This is a genomic window from Streptomyces sp. NPDC055749, assembly GCF_053617235.1.
Map to the genome: position 1 here is coordinate 170,165 of NZ_JBSHFH010000005.1, position 20,120 is coordinate 190,284.

The following is a 20,120-nucleotide window of genomic DNA, read 5'->3' on the forward strand; positions in this document are numbered from 1 at the left end:
ATGACCAGCAAGGGCACCCACCAGTGGCGCGGCATCATCGAGGAGTACCGGGACCGCCTTCCGGTCACGAGCACGACGCCGGTCGTCACGCTTCGTGAGGGCGGCACGCCGCTCGTCCCCGCCCAGGTCCTCTCCGAGCGCACGGGCTGCGAGGTGCACCTCAAGGTGGAGGGCGCCAACCCCACCGGGTCGTTCAAGGACCGCGGCATGACCATGGCGATCACCCGCGCCAAGGAGGAGGGCGCGCAGGCCGTCATCTGCGCCTCCACCGGCAACACCTCGGCCTCCGCCGCCGCTTACGCGGTGCGGGCCGGCATGGTCTGCGCCGTCCTCGTACCGCAGGGCAAGATCGCACTCGGCAAGATGGGCCAGGCACTGGTCCACGGAGCGAAGATCCTCCAGGTCGACGGCAACTTCGACGACTGCCTCACCCTGGCCCGCCAGCTCTCGGACAACTACCCGGTGGCGCTGGTCAATTCGGTCAACCCGGTCCGTATCGAGGGCCAGAAGACCGCCGCGTTCGAGATCGTCGACGCGCTCGGCAACGCCCCGGACATCCACGTCCTGCCGGTCGGCAACGCGGGCAACATCACCGCGTACTGGAAGGGTTACACCGAATACGCGGCGGACGGCATGGCCGCGCGCACCCCGCGCATGTGGGGCTTCCAGGCTTCCGGTTCCGCACCCATCGTGCGCGGCGAGATCGTCAAGGACCCCTCGACCATCGCCACCGCGATCCGGATCGGCAACCCGGCCTCCTGGCAGTACGCGCTGGCCGCACGGGACGAGTCGGGCGGCTTCATCGACGAGGTGACGGACCGCCAGATCCTGTCCGCGTACCGCCTGTTGGCCTCCCAGGAGGGCGTCTTCGTCGAGCCCGCGTCGGCGGCGTCCGTCGCCGGTCTGCTCAAGGCCGCCGAAGAGGGCAAGGTCGACCCCGGCCAGACGATCGTCTGCACGGTCACGGGCAACGGCCTCAAGGACCCCGACTGGGCCGTCGCGGGCGCCCCGCAGCCGGTCACGGTCCCGGTCGACGCGGTCACCGCCGCCGAGAAGCTGGGCCTCGTCTAGTCGCCTTGCGGCGAGGCGGGCAACAGCGGCGAAAAACCAGCTCAACCGCCCCTTTCCGGGGCGGAGAGCGCATAGGAGGCGTGCGACACGCATCGTGCGCCTCCTGTGCGCCCTATGTCGCGACAGAACCTTCCTTCGATAAGCTGTACCCACACGCTCCGCCGTAGTCGACGCGGTGCAGTTGCCGTCGTGGCCGTCGGGTCCGCCACTGGATTCCGCCTCACCCGCAGCCACAACCCCCACAGCCGCACCGCTCCATCACCCCCGCACGCCGATCCACCGCACCACATCCCCGCCGCCTTACAAGGAGAGTCGTCCAGCCGATGGCCGGTCCCGCGTTCCGAGCTGCCGCCGTCCGGGTGCGCACCCCCGCGACCAGCGCCAATCTGGGCCCTGGCTTCGACGCCCTGGGTCTCTCACTGGGGCTGTACGACGATGTCGTGGTCCGGGTCGCCGACTCGGGACTGCACATCGACATCGCAGGTGAGGGCGCCGAAACGCTGCCCCGCGACGAGAGCCACCTCCTCGTACGCTCCCTGCGCACCGCCTTCGACCTGCTCGGCGGACAGCCCCGCGGCCTCGAGATCGTCTGCGCCAACCGCATCCCGCACGGCCGGGGCCTCGGTTCCTCCTCCGCCGCCATCTGCGCCGGCATCGTCGCCGCCCGCGCCGTGACGACGGGCGGCGACGCCCGCCTCGACGACGCGGCCCTGCTGGAGCTGGCCACCGAGATCGAGGGGCACCCGGACAACGTCGCCGCGTGTCTGCTCGGCGGCTTCACGCTCGCCTGGATGGACGGCGGAGCCGCCAGGGCAATCAGGATGGATCCCGCGGATTCCGTCGTTCCGGTGGTTTTCGTGCCCGGCAGGCCCGTGCTCACCGAGACCGCCCGCGGTCTCCTCCCGCGCACCGTCCCGCATGTGGACGCCGCGGCCAACGCCGGTCGTGCCGGCCTCCTCGTCGAGGCTCTGACCAGGCGTCCCGAGCTGCTGCTCGCCGCCACCGAGGACCGGATCCACCAGGAATACCGGGCACCCGCGATGCCGGAGAGCGTGGAACTGGTCAACCGCCTGCGCGCCGACGGCGTCCCTGCTGTCATCTCCGGTGCGGGACCCACGGTCCTCGCGCTGACGGATGAGGGCTCGGCCGACAAGGTCGCACGACTGGCCGGCGAGGGATGGGCCGCCAACCGGCTCGCTCTCGACGCAACGGGCACGAGCGTGCTGCCGCTCGCCCCGTAGTCACATGTGATTGCCGGTGAGTGAGAGGGGGAATGTTTGTTGGAGCCGGTAGTGTTAACCTCAAGTCTGCAATCGACGTCTTTGTGGCGCGTTGCTTCGTGTCCCCCTCCGGGACCACCATTCTTCCGGGAGCCTCCCCAACTGCCTGAGCAGCCTGCCTGAGCAGTTTCGAGCACGCTCCGGAACCGGCACGACACCCCTCGCTCGTCCAGGAGTGGGCCGAGCAGGGGGATCTCGCGCCGGACCCCGCACATTCATCTCTCCGCCGTACCCGGCGGACCACCGCCCCGGCAAGGTCCGCGATCGAGAAGATCACAGACCGCAGTCGGACAGCACAACCGGTCGCCGAGCCAGAAGGCCGACGTCCGCTCCAGGGAAGGACCCTTCGTGAGCGACACCACCGATCTGATGGGCGTGACTGCCGACAAGAGCGTCGACAGCGCAGCGCCCGCCGAAGGTGCTGCCACTGGCACCACCGCACGGCGCCGCCGCTCCGGCACCGGCCTCGATGGCATGGTCCTGGCCGAGCTGCAGCAGGTCGCGTCCGGCCTCGGAATCAGGGGCACTGCGCGCATGCGCAAGAGCCAGCTGATCGAGGTCATCAAGGAGGCGCAGGCCGGGGGCTCCTCCGCACCCAAGACTGCCGCCAAGGCCGCTGCGGCCTCCGCAGGTACGGACACCGAGAGCAAGCCGAAGCGCCGTGCCACGTCCAAGGCGCGCACCGGGGACGAGGCCGCCGCCGCGCCCGAGAGCAAGGCCACGGCCCAGCAGCAGATCGACATCCCCGGTCAGCCGGCCAATGACGACCAGCCCACGGGCGAGCGTCGTCGGCGCCGTGCGACCGCGCAGGCGGGCAGTCCCGACACCAAGACCGACGTCAGGACGGAGCCGCAGGCCGAGCCGAAGAGCGAGGCCCGTGGTGAGGACCGCGGCGAGGCGAAGGGCGAGGCGAAGGCCGAGTCCGCCGTCGACAACGCCGAGGGCCGTCGCGGCGACCGTCAGGACCGTGGCCAGCGCGGTGAGCGAGGCGACCGCGGTGACCGTCGTGAGCGCCAGCGTGACCGCCGCGGCAAGGGCGACGACCAGGGCCAGCAGGGTGGCGGCCAGCGTCCCCAGCGCCAGGGCCAGGGTCAGTCCCAGGGTCAGGGCCAGTCCCAGGGTCAGCAGGGCGGCCAGGGCCAGCAGGGTGGCGGCCCGCAGGACGACTTCGACGACGAGGGTGGCCGCCGTGGCCGCCGCGGCCGTTACCGGGACCGCCGTGGCCGCCGTGGCCGCGAGGACGCCTTCGCCCCGGACGTGCAGGTTGCCGACGATGACGTCCTGATCCCCGTCGCGGGCATCCTGGACATCCTCGACAACTACGCGTTCATCCGGACCTCCGGCTACCTGCCCGGTCCGAACGACGTCTACGTCTCGCTCGCACAGGTCCGCAAGAACGGCCTGCGCAAGGGTGACCACGTCACGGGCGCGGTCCGCCAGCCCAAGGACGGCGAGCGCCGCGAGAAGTTCAACGCGCTCGTCCGCCTCGACTCGGTGAACGGCATGGCGCCCGAAACCGGCCGCGGGCGCCCGGAGTTCCAGAAGCTGACGCCGCTCTACCCGCAGGACCGGCTCCGCCTGGAGACCGACTCCAACATCCTGACCACGCGGATCATCGACCTGGTCGCCCCCATCGGCAAGGGCCAGCGTGGCCTCATCGTGGCCCCGCCGAAGACCGGCAAGACGATGATCCTGCAGGCCATCGCCAACGCGATCACGGTCAACAGCCCCGAGTGCCACCTGATGGTCGTCCTGGTCGACGAGCGTCCGGAAGAGGTCACCGACATGCAGCGGTCGGTGAAGGGCGAGGTCATCTCCTCGACCTTCGACCGTCCCGCCGAGGACCACACCACGGTCGCCGAGCTGGCCATCGAGCGCGCGAAGCGTCTCGTCGAGCTGGGTCACGACGTGGTCGTCCTGCTCGACTCGATCACCCGTCTGGGCCGTGCGTACAACCTCGCGGCTCCGGCCTCGGGACGCATCCTGTCCGGTGGTGTCGACTCGACCGCGCTGTACCCGCCGAAGCGCTTCTTCGGTGCGGCGCGGAACATCGAGGACGGCGGCTCGCTGACCATCCTGGCCACCGCGCTCGTCGAGACCGGCTCGCGCATGGACGAGGTGATCTTCGAGGAGTTCAAGGGCACCGGCAACATGGAGCTCAAGCTCGACCGGAAGCTCTCGGACAAGCGCATCTTCCCGGCGGTGGACGTCGACGCGTCCAGCACCCGTAAGGAAGAAATCCTTCTCGGCACCGACGAATTGGCGGTCACCTGGAAGCTGCGCCGGGTGCTGCACGCACTCGACCAGCAGCAGGCGATCGAGCTTCTGCTCGACCGCATGAAGAAGACCCAGTCCAACGCCGAGTTCCTTCTGCAGATTCAGAAGACGACTCCCGGCAGCGGCAATGGGAACGACTGAACAAATAGCTGAATCGGGACAGTTCAACCGTCCCTGAAAACCGCCCCGTTACTTCGGTGACGGGGCGGTTTCATTTTCCGTTCCTTCACAGTCCCCCTTTTGTTGAACCTGGCGTAATATCTGCGTCAGTTGAGGTGGGGGGCCATCCCGGCAGCACCACAGAGGCGCAAGCCCTGTTTTGTGCTGCCCCGCTGCGTGCAGTTGTTCTGCCGATCCCTCGCCATTCCACGATCCGGTGGGCGTCTCCGTGCCACCGGTTCCGATACGAAGGATCACCGCGTGCACATACGCACCAGGGGTGGCAAGCACTCCCGCCGGCTCAAGCTCGCCGTTCCGGCCGTAGCTGTCACCGTCCTCGCCCTCGTGGGCACGGGGCTCACGATGGCCAGCTCCCAGGCCGAAGAGCCGGTTCGGGCCCTGCCGGCCGGAGCCGTGGAGCGGCCCACCGCCCCGTCGGATGCCGAACTGCGCGAGCGCGTGGTCAAGGCGTCCGAGGCGGACCGCAAGGCCCTCGCACCGTCCAAGCTCAACGCCGGCGACGACCCGGTCCCGGCCCCGATGGTCATCGGCGGCACGGAGACGTCCATCACCACCGCCCCGTGGATGGCGCAGCTCTGGTACAACGACGGCACCGGCGGCTTCTTCTGCGGTGGCGTCGTGATCGCGCCCACCAAGATCGCCACGGCCGCGCACTGCGTCAAGGGCTTCGACTGGGCTGCGAACGGCACGATCGTCACCGGATCAGGCTCCACCGCGGTGGACGGCACCGGTGAGACGAACTGGGCCTACCGCCAGTGGACCCACCCGCTGTACAACGGCGCCACAGGGGCTGCCGACAACGACATCGCGGTGCTCACGCTGTTCACCCCGGTCACCGTCAAGCCGCTGCCCGTGATGGCGAAGGCGGACACGGCTCTGTACGCGGCCGGCACGCAGGCCAAGGTCTACGGCTGGGGCCGCACCAGCTCGACCAGCAACGAGATCTCCACGAATCTGCGTACGGCGACGCTTCCGATCGTCTCGGACGCGACCTGCGCCAACTCGTACGGGAGCGACTTCAAGGCCGGCCACATGGTCTGCGCCGGCAAGACGGGCGCGACCGACGCCGAGACGACCGGCGCCTGCAACGGTGACTCCGGCGGCCCGCTGGTGGTCGGCGGCAAGCTGGTCGGCATCGTGTCGTGGGGCATCACGGACTGTGTCGGGGAGGGCGCGTACAGCGTCTTCACCAAGGTGAGCACCTACGTCCCCGCGATCAACGCGCGGGCGTACGACACCAACGTCAACTGGGACCACCGCGCGGACCTGCTGGCCCGCAAGGCGTCCACGAACGCGCTGTACAGGTTCATCTCGACTGGCAGCGGCATGACGAAGGGCGACTACGGCAGCGCCGCCGGCCTCAACGTCATGCTCCAGACGGACCTCAACCGGGACGACTTCCAGGACCTGATCGTCCGCAGCAGCGACGGCAGCCTCTACTGGGACTGGATCAACCCGGCGACGGAGCAGTGGGAGTCCAAGCGGATCGCCACCGGCTGGGGCTCGCGCAAGCAGATCCTGGCGCCCGGCGACCTGACCAGTGACGGTCACCCGGACGTCCTGTCGACCGACTCCGCGGGTGTCTTCTGGCTGTACCCCGGCAAGGGCAACGGCTCCTTCGCCACCCGCGTCAAGATCGGTGGCGGCGGCCTGAACTACAACATGGTCCGCGGCACCGGCGACTTCACGAACGACGGCAAGGCCGACATCATCGCCCGCGGCAGCGGCGGCAAGATGTACCTCTTCCCGGGTACCGGCAAGGCAAGCGCCCCGTTCGCTTCCAAGATCCTCGTCAGGACCTGGGACGTCGCCAACGCGCTCGTCACCACGGGTGACTTCAGCGGCGACGGCATCGCGGACATCATCGTCCGCGTGAAGACCGGCGAGCTGTACCTCTACCCGGGCACCGGCCAGGCGAACACCAACATCTTCGGCGCCCGCAAGCTGCTGGGTACCGGAGGGGCGAGCTACAACCTGTTCGGCTGATCACCGGCCCCGCAGCAGTTCTGACCAAGAACCCCCGCGTCCTCGGACGCGGGGGTTCTTTGCGCATTGGAACGACTGTATGCAAGTCTTTCCAGCCGCAAACCCCGTCACGGAATGTGAGCAGATGCCGGACCACATGAGCGAGACAGCGCGGACAGGACCGCGGCGCGCAGGCGCCACGGGCCGCCGCCGCAAGAGCCCCGGGCGCAGCCCCCGGCGAACGGCGCTGCGTGTGTCCGCGTGGGTACTCGGCGCGGCCGTGCTGCTGGGCGGCGTGGGCTCCGGTTACCTCTACTTCAAGCTGGACGGCAACCTCGCCAGCGTCGACATCGACGCCAAGCTGGGCGCCGACCGGCCCGACGACGTCGACAACGGCTCCCAGGACATCCTGGTCCTCGGCTCCGACTCCCGCTCCGGTGCCAACGACCAGTACGGCGCCGACGAGGGCGCCGCCCGGTCCGACACCGCGATGGTGGTGCACGTCGACAAGGGCCACACCTCGGCCTCCGTCGTGTCCATCCCCCGGGACACGATCATCGAGCGGCCCGCCTGTACGGGCGACGTGAGCGGTGAACCGGTCGCCGCGGACGACCGGGCGATGTTCAACACGGCGTACGAGGTCGGCGGACCGGCCTGCGCCGTGAAGACCGTCGAGTCGATGTCCGGCATCCGCATGGACCACTACGTCGAGGTCGACTTCACCGGCTTCAAGAAGCTCATAGACGAACTCGGCGGTGTCGAGATCACCACCGAGGAAGCGATCGACGACCCCAAGAGCCATCTGAACCTGAAGCCCGGCACGCACCGGCTCGACGGCGAGGAGTCGCTCGGGCTCGTCCGTACCCGTAAGAGCGTCGGCGACGGCAGCGACCTGGGCCGGATCCAGTTGCAGCAGGCGTTCGTGAAGGCGCTGATGGAACAGGCGAAGAGCGTCGGGGTCTTTTCCAGCCCGAAGAAACTCCTGGGGCTCGCCGACGCGGCCACGAAGGCCGTCACCACCGACTCCGGTCTCGGCTCGGTAAAGGAACTCTCGTCATTTGCGAACGGGCTCAAGGGCCTCGGGACGAAGAACGTCCAGATGGTCACGATGCCCGTGCAGTACGACCCGGCCGACCCGAACCGCGTCGTACCGATGAAGAAGTCGGCCGGGCAGGTCTGGTCGGCCCTGAAGCACGACCGGGCGATCCCCGCATCGGCCACCGAGAAATCGGCCGGCGACAAGGGATCGGCCGGACAGGTCGTCCACTGACGCGGTTTCCGAAGGGCTGACGCCGTTTGGCGAAGGGCCGGGAATACGTGGCGCCCGACCCCGGTTTTGGGAGATACGGCCAGTCCTGGCAGACTGGTACGTCGGCCCCGGTTCACGGACGCGCAATCAGCGCGGACGACCCGGCGCCCTCCCGAAACTAGGAGACACCTTGAAGCGCGACATTCACCCCCAGTACGTCGAGACCCAGGTCAGCTGTACCTGCGGTGCGTCGTTCACCACCCGGAGCACCATCGACAACGGTGCGATCCGCGCCGACGTCTGCTCCGAGTGCCACCCGTTCTACACGGGCAAGCAGAAGATCCTCGACACCGGTGGCCGCGTGGCCCGCTTCGAGGCCCGCTTCGGCAAGGCTGCCGGCTCCGCCGCCAAGTAGCGAGCCACTGCGCCGGTTCCCGGCGCCCTCATTCCAGGGGGCGCCGGGGCCGGCGTTTTTTCCGGCCGGGCGTCCGGGGGCGCCCCCGGATCCCCGGACAGCACGCCTTCCAGCAGGCCCGTTGACGTAACTAACCAGGAGCCCCCGATGTTCGAGGCGGTCGAGGAACTGATCGGTGAACATGCCGATCTCGAGAAGAAGCTCGCCGACCCGTCGGTCCACGCGGACCAGGCCAACGCGCGCAAGCTCAACAAGCGCTACGCGGAGCTGACCCCGATCGTCTCCACGTACCTGTCCTGGAAGCGCACCGGCGACGACATCGAGACGGCTCGCGAGTTCGCCGCCGACGACCCGGACTTCGCCGCCGAGGTGAAGGACCTGGAGAAGCAGCGCGAAGCACTCACCGAGAAGCTCCGCCTCCTCCTGGTCCCGCGCGACCCCAGCGACGACAAGGACGTGCTCCTGGAGATCAAGGCCGGCGCGGGCGGCGACGAGTCCGCCCTGTTCGCGGGCGATCTGCTGCGCATGTATCTGCGCTACGCGGAGCGCGTCGGCTGGAAGACCGAGATCATCGACTCCACCGAGTCCGAGCTCGGCGGCTACAAGGACGTCCAGGTCGCCGTCAAGACCAAGGGCGGCAACGGCGCCACCGAGCCCGGCCAGGGCGTGTGGGCCCGGATGAAGTACGAGGGCGGTGTGCACCGCGTGCAGCGCGTGCCCTCCACCGAGTCCCAGGGCCGTATCCACACCTCCGCCGCCGGTGTGCTCGTCACGCCCGAGGCGGAGGAGGTCGAGGTCGAGATCCACGCCAACGACCTGCGTATCGACGTCTACCGCTCCTCCGGTCCCGGCGGCCAGTCCGTCAACACGACCGACTCCGCGGTCCGCATCACGCACCTGCCGACCGGCGTCGTCGCCTCCTGCCAGAACGAGAAGAGCCAGCTCCAGAACAAGGAGCAGGCCATGCGCATCCTGCGCTCGCGGCTCCTCGCCGCGGCCCAGGAAGCGGCCGAGCAGGAAGCGTCCGACGTCCGCCGCAGCCAGGTCCGTACCGTCGACCGCTCCGAGAAGATCCGCACGTACAACTTCCCGGAAAACCGGATCTCGGACCACCGCGTCGGCTTCAAGGCGTACAACTTGGACCAGGTGCTCGACGGTGACCTCGACGCCGTGATCCAGGCCTGTGTCGACGCCGACTCGGCCGCCAAGCTCGCCAACGCGTAACCCAAGCCCGCCCCGCCCGTAACCCCGTACGGAGAACCGCGATGAACCTGCTGCTCGCCGAGGTGGCCCAGGCCACCCAGCGGCTGGCCGACGCCGGTGTCCCTTCACCGCGATTCGACGCCGAGGAACTCGCCGCCTTCGTGCACGGCGTCAAGCGGGGCGAGCTGCACAACGTGCCGGACCGGGACTTCGACGCCCGCTACTGGGAGACCATCGCCCGCCGCGAGGCCCGCGAACCCCTCCAGCACATCACCGGCCGCGCCTTCTTCCGCTACCTGGAGCTCCAGGTGGGCCCCGGCGTCTTCGTGCCCCGCCCGGAGACCGAATCGGTCGTGGGCTGGGCCATAGACGCCGTCCGCGCGATGGATGTCGTCGAACCGCTCATCGTCGATCTCTGTACGGGCTCCGGCGCCATCGCCCTCGCCATGGCGCAGGAGGTGCCGCGCTCGCGTGTGCACGGCGTGGAGCTGTCCGAGGACGCCCTCAAATGGACCAGGAAGAACGCCGAGGGGTCCAGGGTCACCGTGCACCGCGGAGACGCCGCAACGGCCCTTCCCGAGCTCGACGGCCAGGTCGACCTGGTCATCTCCAACCCCCCGTACATCCCGCTCACCGAGTGGGAGTACGTGGCGCCCGAGGCCCGTGACCACGACCCGCAGATGGCGCTCTTCTCCGGCGAGGACGGCCTCGACACCATCCGTTCCATCGAACGCACCGCGCACCGCCTCCTGCGGCCCGGCGGGCTCGTCGTCATCGAGCACGCCGACACCCAAGGCGGCCAGGTGCCGTGGATCTTCACCGAGGAGCGTGGCTGGGCCGACGCGGCCGACCACCCCGACCTGAACAACCGGCCCCGTTTCGCGACCGCCCGCAAGGCCATGCCGTGACCGGCGATCCGGACCCGCACCACCCGTACCCGCCATACCCGTACATGCTTGAGGAGGCCGGCTGATGGCACGGCGATACGACTGCAACGACGCGACCGACCGTACGACGGGCCTGCGTGAGGCCGCGTCCGCCGTCCGCCGCGGAGAACTGGTCGTGCTGCCCACCGACACCGTGTACGGGATCGGTGCGGACGCCTTCAGCTCCGAGGGCGTCAGCGATCTGCTCGACGCCAAGGGCCGTGGCCGCAACATGCCCACGCCCGTCCTGATCGGCTCCCCGAACACCCTGCACGGCCTGGTCACCGACTTCTCCGAGCAGGCGTGGGAGCTCGTCGACGCGTTCTGGCCCGGCGCGCTCACCCTCGTCGCCAAGCACCAGCCCTCGCTCCAGTGGGACCTCGGCGACACCCACGGCACCGTCGCCATCCGCATGCCCCTGCACCCGGTCGCCATCGAGCTGCTCACCGAGGTCGGTCCGATGGCCGTCTCCAGCGCCAACCTCACCGGACACCCCTCGCCGGAGGACTGCGACGCCGCCCAGGAGATGCTGGGCGACTCCGTCTCCGTCTACCTCGACGGCGGCCCGACGCCCGGCATCGTGCCGTCCTCCATCGTCGACGTCACGGGCAAGATCCCTGTCCTGCTGCGCGCCGGCGCGCTCTCCGTAGAGGAGCTGCGCAAGGTGGTACCCGACCTCGAGGTGGCCAATTGACCGCCCCTGAGGGGCGTGGCATAGCGGGGCAGACCGACACTTTCCGCATCCTCCACGTCAGCACCGGCAACGTCTGCCGCTCACCCATCACCGAGCGGCTGACCCGTCATGCCCTGGTGGACCGCCTCGGCGATCCGCTCAGCGGCGGCCTGATCGTGGAGAGCGCGGGCACCTGGGGTCACGAAGGCGCCCCCATGGAGGCCAACGCCGAGATCGTCCTCGCCGACTTCGGCGCGGACGCCACCGGGTTCGTCGGCCGCGAACTGCTCGACGAGCACGTGATCCGGGCCGACCTCGTCCTCACCGCCACCCGCGACCACCGGGCCCAGGTGATCTCCATGGGTCACTCCGCCGGCCTGCGGACGTTCACGCTCAAGGAGTTCACCCGGCTGGTCCGCGCCATAGACCCCGCCACGCTGCCCGACGCGGCCGACGAGGGCGTCGTCGAGCGCGCCCGCGCGCTGGTGCGCGCGGCTGCGGCACTGCGCGGCTGGCTGCTGGCCCCCACCGCCGAGGCGGACGAGGTCTACGACCCGTACGGCGCCCCGATCACGTTCTTCCGCTCCATCGGCGACGAGATCAACCAGGCGCTCGACCCCGTGGTGACGGCGCTGACGGGCGTACAGACGACGCACTGACGCCGTCGGACGGAGTCCGGCGCAGCGGCTCGAAGCCCGGGAGGCCCCCTGGGGCCGAGCGGTGCGAGAGGTGCACGGGGGATGGTGCCGACGCACTGACGCCGTCGGACGGAGTCCGGCGCAGCGGCTCGAAGCCCGGGAGGCCCCCGGGGCCAAGCGGTGCGAGAGGCGCACGGGGGATGGTGCCGACACACTGATCCCTTACGGAGCACCGCCGTGCGCCGACCGGCGTACCGGGCCGTCCGGCAGCGGGCAGGGCTCCTTGCACGGGCCTACATTGGTCTGAGAGCCCACCCCTCCCCAGGCCCGGAGCCGTCAGATGCCGGTCACCACTCCAGCCGCACCCCCAGCCGTGTCCCGCTCGCGCACAGCACTGCCGCAGGACTTCGGCGCCCTGCTCCGGCAGGACCCGGAGATCGCCGACGTGCTGCTGGGGGAGTTGAGCCGGCAGGCCGGCACCCTCCAGCTGATCGCCGCCGAGAACTTCACCTCGCCCGCGGTCCTCGCCGCCCTCGGCTCCCCGCTCGCCAACAAGTACGCCGAGGGCTACCCCGGCGCCCGCCACCACGGCGGCTGCGAGCAGGCGGACGCCGCCGAACGCATCGCGATCCAGCGGGCCACCGCGCTCTTCGGCGCCGAGCACGCCAACGTCCAGCCGCACTCCGGCTCCTCGGCCGTCCTCGCGGCCTACGCCGCCCTGCTGCGCCCCGGCGACACGGTGCTGGCCATGGGACTCCCGTACGGGGGACACCTCACCCACGGTTCGCCCGCCAACTTCTCCGGCCGCTGGTTCGAGTTCGTCGGCTACGGCGTGGACCCCGACAGCGGGCTGATCGACTACTCACAGGTCCGCGCCCTGGCCCGGGCCCGGCGCCCCAAGGCCATCGTGTGCGGTTCCATCTCGTACCCCCGCCATCCCGACTACGAGCTGTTCCGGGAGATCGCCGACGAGGTCGGCGCCTATCTGATCGCCGATGCGGCCCACCCGATGGGCCTCATCGCCGGGGGAGCGGCGCCAAGCCCCGTGCCGTACGCGGACGTGGTCTGCGCGACCACGCACAAGGTGCTGCGGGGGCCGCGCGGCGGCATGATCCTGTGCGGTCCGGAACTGGCGGAGCGGATCGACCGGGCGGTGTTCCCGTTCACCCAGGGCGGCGCGCAGATGCACACCGTCGCGGCGAAGGCCGTCGCCTTCGGCGAGGCGGCGACTCCCGCGTTCACCCTTTACGCCCATCAGGTCGTCGCCCATGCGCGGGTACTCGCGGCCGGTCTCGAGGCCGAGGGCTTCGACGTCACCACCGAGGGCACCGACACCCATCTGATCGTCGCGGACCCCGCCCCTCTCGGGGTCGACGGCCGCACCGCACGTGAGCGTCTGGCGGCGGCGGGAATGGTCCTGGACACCTGCGCCCTGCCCTACGGCGACGCCCGGGGCATCAGGCTGGGCACGGCCGCTGTCACCACCCAGGGCATGGACGAAGCCGACATGGCGCGGATCGCGGTGCTCTTCGGAGCGGCGGTACGGGAGACCGGCGACGCCGGCCATCTGCTGGCCGAAGTGCGCGAACTCACTGAGCGGAATCCGCCCTATCCGGGGTAGGCGAGGCAGGTGCAACCATCACCCGTACCTTGGAGTCCTCATTCTTGAGGTTAGGGTGTGGGGCTGAGATGGCCGGCGATTTCTGTGGGGCAGCCCGTGCGTGATTACCTGCTGACGCTCTGTGTCACGGCCGCAGTTACTTATCTGCTGACCGGGCCGGTGCGAAAGTTCGCCATCGCGATCGGGGCCATGCCCGCGATCCGTGCGCGTGACGTACACCGAGAACCGACACCGCGGCTCGGTGGCATCGCCATGTTCGGCGGACTGTGCGCGGGACTGATCGTCGCTGCCCACCTGAGCAACCTCACGGATGTCTTCGAACTCTCCAACGAGCCCCGGGCCCTGCTCTCCGGAGCGGCGCTGATCTGGCTGATCGGCGTCCTGGACGACAAGTTCGAACTCGACGCGCTGATCAAGCTCGGCGGGCAGATGATCGCCGCCGCCGTCATGGTCATCCAGGGCCTCACGATCCTGTGGCTGCCGATCCCCGGTGTGGGCACGGTCGCCCTCACCCAGTGGCAGGGCACGCTGCTCACGGTGGCGCTGGTCGTCATCACGATCAACGCGGTCAACTTCGTTGACGGCCTGGACGGCCTGGCGGCCGGCATGGTGTGCATCGCGTCGGCGGCGTTCTTCCTCTACACGTACCGGCTCTGGTACGGGTACGGGATCGAGGCAGCCGCCCCCGCGACGCTCTTCGCGGCGATCCTGATGGGCATGTGCCTCGGATTCCTGCCGCACAACATGCATCCCGCGCGGATCTTCATGGGCGACTCCGGATCGATGCTGATCGGCCTGGTACTCGCCGCGGGCGCGATCTCCGTCACAGGACAGGTCGACCCGGACGCGATGAAGCTGTTCGAGGGCAGCGAGCGGCAGGCGACCCACGCGATGCTGCCGGTCTTCATCCCGCTGCTCCTGCCGCTGACGATCATCGCGATCCCCGCAGCCGACCTGGTGCTGGCGATCGTGCGGCGCACCTGGAACGGCCAGTCGCCGTTCGCGGCCGACCGCGGGCACCTGCACCACCGGCTGCTCGAGATCGGCCACTCGCACAGCCGGGCCGTCATGATCATGTACTTCTGGTCCGCGCTGATCGCCTTCGGTGCGGTCGGGTACTCGGTCCACTCGGCGTCGATGTGGATCGTGCTCGCGATCATGGGGGCGAGCGCGGTGGGCCTGGTCCTGCTGCTGATGCCCCGCTTCACCCCGCGCACCCCGGACTGGGCCGACTCCTTCGTACCGCCCCGCTACCGGCGCCGCAGGCGCACCGCGGGGCAGGAACGCGTGGTGGCGTCGTACGGGCAACAGGGCCCGGGTGACCCGCAGATGGAGCAGGAGGCCCCTGAGCGGACCCCTGTGGCGGTCGGGGTGTCGGGTGTCAACGGGGCGACGGCGATCGGCTCCCGTGCACGCCTGCACGACCGGCGCCGTGCCGATTCATCACGTTGACGTTTCGGACACCAACGCCCAATAGCAGACAATGCGTTGGTTTGTCTCGCGCAAACGTGCAGGGTCACTCTCATGTGTGACAGTTGGCACACTTTTCAGGTAAAGACCTCATCAAATAGTTTGTGATACCGTTCACGAGACCCGGTGATAGAGCCGAAGGACCTTGGTAAGAGGGTCCATTGGCCGAGCTTCGACTCGACCGGGCCTACGCTCGTCCATGACGACACCACTGCCCATCCCCCCTGCAAAGCGGAGCTGCCGCCATGCCGTCCAACGACGTCCGGACTCTCCTCCAGGCCGCCGTGCCCACCGCTGCCGCCGGCGCTCTCGCCGCTGCGATCAGCGGTGCGGTCGCCGGTGGCAAGGGAGCCCTGGGCGCGGTCGTTGCGACGCTGGTGGTGATCCTCTTCATGGGGATCGGGCTGGTCGTCCTGCAACGGACCGCCAGGTCCCTCCCGCACCTGTTCCAGGCGATGGGGCTGATGCTGTACACGGCACAGCTCCTGCTGCTGTTCATCTTCGTCGCCGCGTTCAAGGACACCGAGGTGTTCAACCCGAAGGCCTTCGCGATCACGCTGGTCGCGACGACTCTCGTGTGGATCGGCGCACAGGCGCGTGCGCACATGAAGGCCAAGATCCTTTACGTCGAACCCGACTCCGACAAGGGCGACAAGCCCAAGAACCCGGGGTCGTCGACGTGAAGGGTAGGGGCGGAATAAACACGGGTTCGGGACCCTGCTATCGTCCGGTTCCAACTGCGGCACTGCGGGCGCGGGCATGTGAGCTGACGCCTGCTCGATCGCGAGGCTCAATGCCTGACTGCCGCTCACACATCCGTTACACCAGTCCAGTGCCGAACCGCGGCTGCGCGCCGCGCCGACACAACGAGGTTGCCGTACCTATGCGCCACGCTGAAGGAGCCCGCGGTGAGTGCTGACCCGACACAGGTGCTCGCCTTCGAGACCGATTGCCACATCTTCGACGGTTGTGGTTTCCCGGCACCCGGCTTGCACTCGTTCCTGTTCGAGCCGCTGTGGGGTGACCCGGACAGCAACTTGTACTTCAACAAGCCGATGCTGCTGGCGCTTCTCGGCTCGATCGTCATCGTCGGCTTCTTCTGGGCGGCCTTCCGCAAGCCCAAGATGGTCCCCGGCAAGCTGCAGTCGATCGCGGAGATGGGTTACGACTTCATCCGCCGCGGCATCGTCTACGAGACGATCGGCAAGCGCGAGGGTGAGAAGTACGTCCCCCTCGTCGTCTCGCTGTTCTTCTTCATCTGGATGATGAACCTGTGGGCGATCATTCCGGTCGCTCAGTTCCCGGTGACGTCGATCATCGCGTACCCCGCGGTGCTGGCGATCATCGTCTACATCCTGTGGGTCAGCCTGACCTTCAAGCGGCACGGCTTCATCGGTGGCTGGAAGAACATCGCGGGCTACGACAAGTCGCTCGGCCCGGTGCTTCCGCTGGCCATGTTCATCGAGTTCTTCTCGAACCTGCTGGTCAGGCCGTTCACCCACGCGGTGCGACTCTTCGCGAACATGTTCGCAGGTCACACCCTCCTGCTGCTGTTCACGATCGCCAGCTGGTACCTGCTCAACGGCATCGGTATCGCTTACGCAGGCGTCTCGTTCGTGATGGTCCTCGTGATGACCGCGTTCGAGCTCTTTGTCCAGGCGCTGCAGGCGTACGTCTTCGTGCTCCTGACCTGCACCTTCATTCAGGGCGCGCTCGCCAAGCACCACTGAGCACCGTCCCTGTCCCCAGTCGTCCGGTGGCCAACCCCCACCGGTCCGTGAAAGAGAAGGAAGAACTGGCATGTCCCAGACCCTTGCTGCCGTCACCGGCTCCCTCGGCTCCATCGGTTACGGCCTCGCCGCAATCGGCCCCGGCGTCGGCGTCGGCATCATCTTCGGTAACGGCACCCAGGCTCTCGCCCGTCAGCCCGAGGCTGCCGGTCTCATCCGCGCCAACCAGATCCTCGGCTTCGCCTTCTGTGAGGCGCTCGCCCTCATCGGTCTGGTCATGCCGTTCGTCTACGGCCAGTAAAGATCTTCGGATCTACGACCAGCCCACTAGACGAAAGGCACTGATGTGAGCCAGCTGCTTACGGTCGCGGCTGAGGAGTTGGAAAACCCCCTCATCCCGCCGATTCCAGAGCTCGTCATCGGCCTCATCGCCTTCCTCATCGTCTTCGGCTTCCTCGCCAAGAAGCTCCTCCCGAACATCAACAAGGTTCTGGACGAGCGTCGCGAGGCCATCGAAGGCGGTATCGAAAAGGCCGATGCGGCCCAGACCGAGGCCCAGAGCGTTCTTGAGCAGTACAAGGCTCAGCTCGCCGAGGCCCGCCACGAAGCCGCTCGTATGCGCCAGGAGGCGCAGGAGCAGGGTGTCGTCATCATCCAGGAGATGAGGGCGGAAGGTCAGCGGCAGCGCGAAGAGATCATCGCTGCCGGCCACGCCCAGATCGAGGCCGACCGCAAGGCCGCGTCCTCCGCGCTGCGTCAGGACGTGGGCACCCTCGCCACCGCCCTGGCCGGCAAGCTCGTCGGCGAGTCCCTCGAGGACCACGCACGGCAGAGCGGCACCGTCGACCGTTTCCTCGATGAACTCGAGGCGAAGGCCGAGGCCGTCCGATGAACGGAGCGAGCCGCGAGGCACTGGCTGCCGCACGTGAGCGTCTCGACGCGCTGACCGACAACACGTCGGTCGACGCGGCGAAGCTCGCCGAGGAGCTGGCAGCCGTCACCGCGCTGCTCCACCGCGAGGTATCGCTGCGCCGGGTCCTCACTGACCCGTCGCAGGGCGGCGAGGCCAAGGCCGAGCTGGCCGGACGGCTGCTGAGCGGTCAGGTGGGCGGCGAAGCCGTTGACCTGGTCTCCGGCATGGTCCGGTCCCGCTGGTCGCAGTCGCGTGACCTGGTGGACTCGGTCGAGGAGCTGGCGAACACCGCAGACCTCACCGCGGCCCAGCGCGCGGGTGCACTCGACGACGTCGAGGACGAGCTCTTCCGGTTCGGCCGGATCGTCGGTTCCGACAAGGAACTGCGTTCCGCCCTGACCAGCCGGACCGCGTCCACCGCCGCCAAGGGCGAGCTGCTCCGCAGCCTGCTCGGCGGCAAGGCGCAGCCCGTCACCGAGCGAATCGTCACGCGCCTCGTGACCCAGCCCCGTGGACGTAGCCTGGAAGCGGGACTCGACTCCCTGTCCAAGCTCGCCGCGGAGCGCCGGGACCGCATGGTCGCCGTCGTCACCTCGGCGGTACCGCTGTCCGATCGGCAGAAGCAGCGCCTCGGCGCCGCCCTGGCGAAGATCTACGGCCGGCAGATGCACCTGAACCTGGACGTGGACCCCACGGTCCTCGGCGGGATCTCGGTGCGCGTCGGTGACGAGGTCATCAACGGCACGATCGCGGAGCGCCTCGAAGAGGCCACCCGCCGGATGGCCGGCTGACAGCGCGCAGCGCACAAGTACCAACTGAACGAGCAAGAACAGCGGCCCGGTTGGGCCGTGCAGAAATTGCAGAAGATTCCTGGGGGTCGCCCCCAGACCCCCTTAAGAAACTTCGGGCCCAACAAGGAGAGCAGGGAACCCAGATGGCGGAGCTCACGATCCGGCCGGAGGAGATCCGGGACGCGCTGGAGAACTTTGTCCAGTCGTACAAGCCGGACGCGGCCTCGCGCGAGGAGGTCGGTACGGTCAGCGTTGCCGGCGACGGCATCGCGAAGGTGGAGGGCCTGCCCTCCGCCATGGCGAACGAGCTGCTGAAGTTCGAGGACGGAACCCTCGGTCTCGCCCTCAACCTCGAGGAGCGCGAGATCGGTGCGATCGTCCTCGGCGAGTTCAGCGGTATCGAGGAGGGCCAGCCGGTGCAGCGCACCGGTGAGGTGCTCTCCGTCGGCGTCGGCGAGGGTTACCTCGGCCGCGTTGTCGACCCGCTCGGCAACCCGATCGACGGTCTCGGCGAGATCGCGACCGAAAGCCGTCGCGCCCTCGAGCTGCAGGCCCCTGGCGTCATGGTCCGCAAGTCGGTGCACGAGCCGATGCAGACCGGCTACAAGGCCGTCGACGCCATGGTGCCGATCGGCCGTGGCCAGCGTCAGCTGATCATTGGTGACCGTCAGACGGGTAAGACCGCTCTGGCCGTCGACACGATCATCAACCAGCGCGACAACTGGCGCTCGGGCGACGTGAACAAGCAGGTGCGCTGCATCTACGTCGCCATCGGTCAGAAGGGGTCCACCATCGCCTCCGTGCGTGGTGCCCTCGAAGAGGCCGGCGCGCTGGAGTACACGACCATCGTCGCCGCCCCGGCGTCCGACCCGGCCGGCTTCAAGTACCTGGCGCCGTACACCGGTTCGGCCATCGGCCAGCACTGGATGTACGCCGGCAAGCACGTCCTGATCATCTTCGATGACCTCTCGAAGCAGGCCGACGCCTACCGCGCCGTCTCGCTGCTGCTGCGCCGTCCGCCGGGCCGTGAGGCATACCCGGGCGACGTCTTCTACTTGCACTCGCGTCTGCTGGAGCGTTGCGCCAAGCTCTCCGACGAGATGGGCAAGGGCTCGATGACGGGTCTCCCGATCGTCGAGACCAAGGCGAACGACGTGTCGGCGTTCATCCCGACCAACGTCATCTCCATCACCGACGGCCAGTGCTTCCTGGAGTCCGACCTGTTCAACGCGGGTCAGCGTCCGGCGCTCAACGTCGGTATCTCGGTCTCCCGAGTCGGTGGCTCCGCCCAGCACAAGGCCATGAAGCAGGTCTCCGGCCGGCTTCGCGTGGACCTCGCCCAGTACCGCGAGCTGGAGGCGTTCGCCGCCTTCGGTTCCGACCTGGACGCGGCCTCCAAGGCTTCGCTCGAGCGCGGTAAGCGCATGGTCGAGCTGCTGAAGCAGCCGCAGTACGCCCCCTTCCCCGTCGAGGAGCAGGTCGTCTCCGTCTGGGCCGGCACCACCGGCAAGATGGACGACGTCCCGGTCGAGGACATCCGTCGCTTCGAGAGCGAGCTGCTGGAGTACCTGCGCCGCGAGCGCAAGGACCTCCTGACCAGCATCGCCGAGGGCGGCAAGATGTCCGACGACACGCTGCAGTCGATCGCTGACGCGATCGCCGCCTTCAAGCAGCAGTTCGAGACCTCGGACGGCAAGCTTCTGGGCGAGGGCTGATCG

18 protein-coding genes are annotated in these 20,120 nt (G+C 68.7%); all 18 read left to right on the forward strand.

Annotated features, from left to right (window positions below; translation table 11 throughout):
* The 18 genes from thrC to atpA all read left to right on the forward strand — a co-directional run bounded on the left by thrC (position 1) and on the right by atpA (position 20,117).
* Positions 1-1,071 (forward strand): threonine synthase, encoded by a 1,071-nt coding sequence (thrC, locus tag ACWGO0_RS05830; RefSeq protein WP_453528535.1) that lies wholly within the window; start codon positions 1-3, stop codon positions 1,069-1,071.
* Between the two features lie 323 nt (positions 1,072-1,394).
* Positions 1,395-2,312: a homoserine kinase gene (thrB, locus tag ACWGO0_RS05835; RefSeq protein ID WP_453528537.1), complete on the forward strand. Its 918-nt coding sequence runs from the start codon at positions 1,395-1,397 to the stop codon at positions 2,310-2,312.
* Positions 2,313-2,699: 387 nt separating this feature from the next.
* Complete coding sequence (gene rho / locus ACWGO0_RS05840) at positions 2,700-4,769, forward strand: transcription termination factor Rho (protein ID WP_453528539.1); 2,070 nt, start codon at positions 2,700-2,702, stop codon at positions 4,767-4,769.
* A gap of 279 nt (positions 4,770-5,048) precedes the next feature.
* The gene (locus ACWGO0_RS05845) at positions 5,049-6,794 is read left to right on the forward strand and encodes a trypsin-like serine protease (protein WP_453528542.1); all 1,746 of its coding nucleotides are present in this window, start codon (positions 5,049-5,051) and stop codon (positions 6,792-6,794) included.
* 136 nt (positions 6,795-6,930) lie between these two features.
* Positions 6,931-8,043 (forward strand): LCP family protein, encoded by a 1,113-nt coding sequence (locus ACWGO0_RS05850; RefSeq protein WP_453528545.1) that lies wholly within the window; start codon positions 6,931-6,933, stop codon positions 8,041-8,043.
* A gap of 169 nt (positions 8,044-8,212) precedes the next feature.
* Entirely contained in the window at positions 8,213-8,437 is a 225-nt protein-coding gene (rpmE, locus tag ACWGO0_RS05855) for a 50S ribosomal protein L31 (RefSeq protein WP_328905900.1), read from the forward strand.
* 147 nt (positions 8,438-8,584) lie between these two features.
* The gene (prfA, locus tag ACWGO0_RS05860; protein WP_382727209.1) at positions 8,585-9,661 is read left to right on the forward strand and encodes a peptide chain release factor 1; all 1,077 of its coding nucleotides are present in this window, start codon (positions 8,585-8,587) and stop codon (positions 9,659-9,661) included.
* Between the two features lie 41 nt (positions 9,662-9,702).
* Complete coding sequence (gene prmC, locus ACWGO0_RS05865; RefSeq protein ID WP_453528549.1) at positions 9,703-10,548, forward strand: peptide chain release factor N(5)-glutamine methyltransferase; 846 nt, start codon at positions 9,703-9,705, stop codon at positions 10,546-10,548.
* Between the two features lie 64 nt (positions 10,549-10,612).
* Entirely contained in the window at positions 10,613-11,260 is a 648-nt protein-coding gene (locus tag ACWGO0_RS05870; protein ID WP_453528552.1) for an L-threonylcarbamoyladenylate synthase, read from the forward strand.
* Complete coding sequence (locus ACWGO0_RS05875; protein ID WP_453528555.1) at positions 11,257-11,898, forward strand: arsenate reductase/protein-tyrosine-phosphatase family protein; 642 nt, start codon at positions 11,257-11,259, stop codon at positions 11,896-11,898. Before ACWGO0_RS05870 ends, ACWGO0_RS05875 begins: the two co-directional genes overlap by 4 nt.
* Before the next feature lie 319 nt (positions 11,899-12,217).
* Entirely contained in the window at positions 12,218-13,498 is a 1,281-nt protein-coding gene (locus ACWGO0_RS05880; protein ID WP_453528558.1) for a serine hydroxymethyltransferase, read from the forward strand.
* An 84-nt stretch (positions 13,499-13,582) separates the two neighbouring features.
* Positions 13,583-14,950 (forward strand): MraY family glycosyltransferase, encoded by a 1,368-nt coding sequence (locus tag ACWGO0_RS05885; RefSeq protein ID WP_453528561.1) that lies wholly within the window; start codon positions 13,583-13,585, stop codon positions 14,948-14,950.
* Positions 14,951-15,213: 263 nt separating this feature from the next.
* On the forward strand, positions 15,214-15,651 hold the full coding sequence (locus ACWGO0_RS05890; protein ID WP_453528564.1) for a hypothetical protein: 438 nt from the start codon (positions 15,214-15,216) through the stop codon (positions 15,649-15,651).
* A 225-nt stretch (positions 15,652-15,876) separates the two neighbouring features.
* Positions 15,877-16,698, forward strand: a complete 822-nt coding sequence (gene atpB, locus ACWGO0_RS05895; RefSeq protein ID WP_453528567.1) for a F0F1 ATP synthase subunit A — start codon at positions 15,877-15,879, stop codon at positions 16,696-16,698.
* 70 nt (positions 16,699-16,768) lie between these two features.
* The gene (atpE, locus tag ACWGO0_RS05900; RefSeq protein ID WP_250967599.1) at positions 16,769-16,999 is read left to right on the forward strand and encodes an ATP synthase F0 subunit C; all 231 of its coding nucleotides are present in this window, start codon (positions 16,769-16,771) and stop codon (positions 16,997-16,999) included.
* A gap of 45 nt (positions 17,000-17,044) precedes the next feature.
* Complete coding sequence (locus ACWGO0_RS05905) at positions 17,045-17,590, forward strand: F0F1 ATP synthase subunit B (protein ID WP_453528572.1); 546 nt, start codon at positions 17,045-17,047, stop codon at positions 17,588-17,590.
* Positions 17,587-18,402, forward strand: coding sequence for a F0F1 ATP synthase subunit delta (locus ACWGO0_RS05910; RefSeq protein ID WP_453528575.1), 816 nt, complete (start codon positions 17,587-17,589; stop codon positions 18,400-18,402). Before ACWGO0_RS05905 ends, ACWGO0_RS05910 begins: the two co-directional genes overlap by 4 nt.
* Before the next feature lie 143 nt (positions 18,403-18,545).
* The gene (atpA, locus tag ACWGO0_RS05915) at positions 18,546-20,117 is read left to right on the forward strand and encodes a F0F1 ATP synthase subunit alpha (RefSeq protein ID WP_328905910.1); all 1,572 of its coding nucleotides are present in this window, start codon (positions 18,546-18,548) and stop codon (positions 20,115-20,117) included.
* Positions 20,118-20,120: the final 3 nt, after the last annotated feature.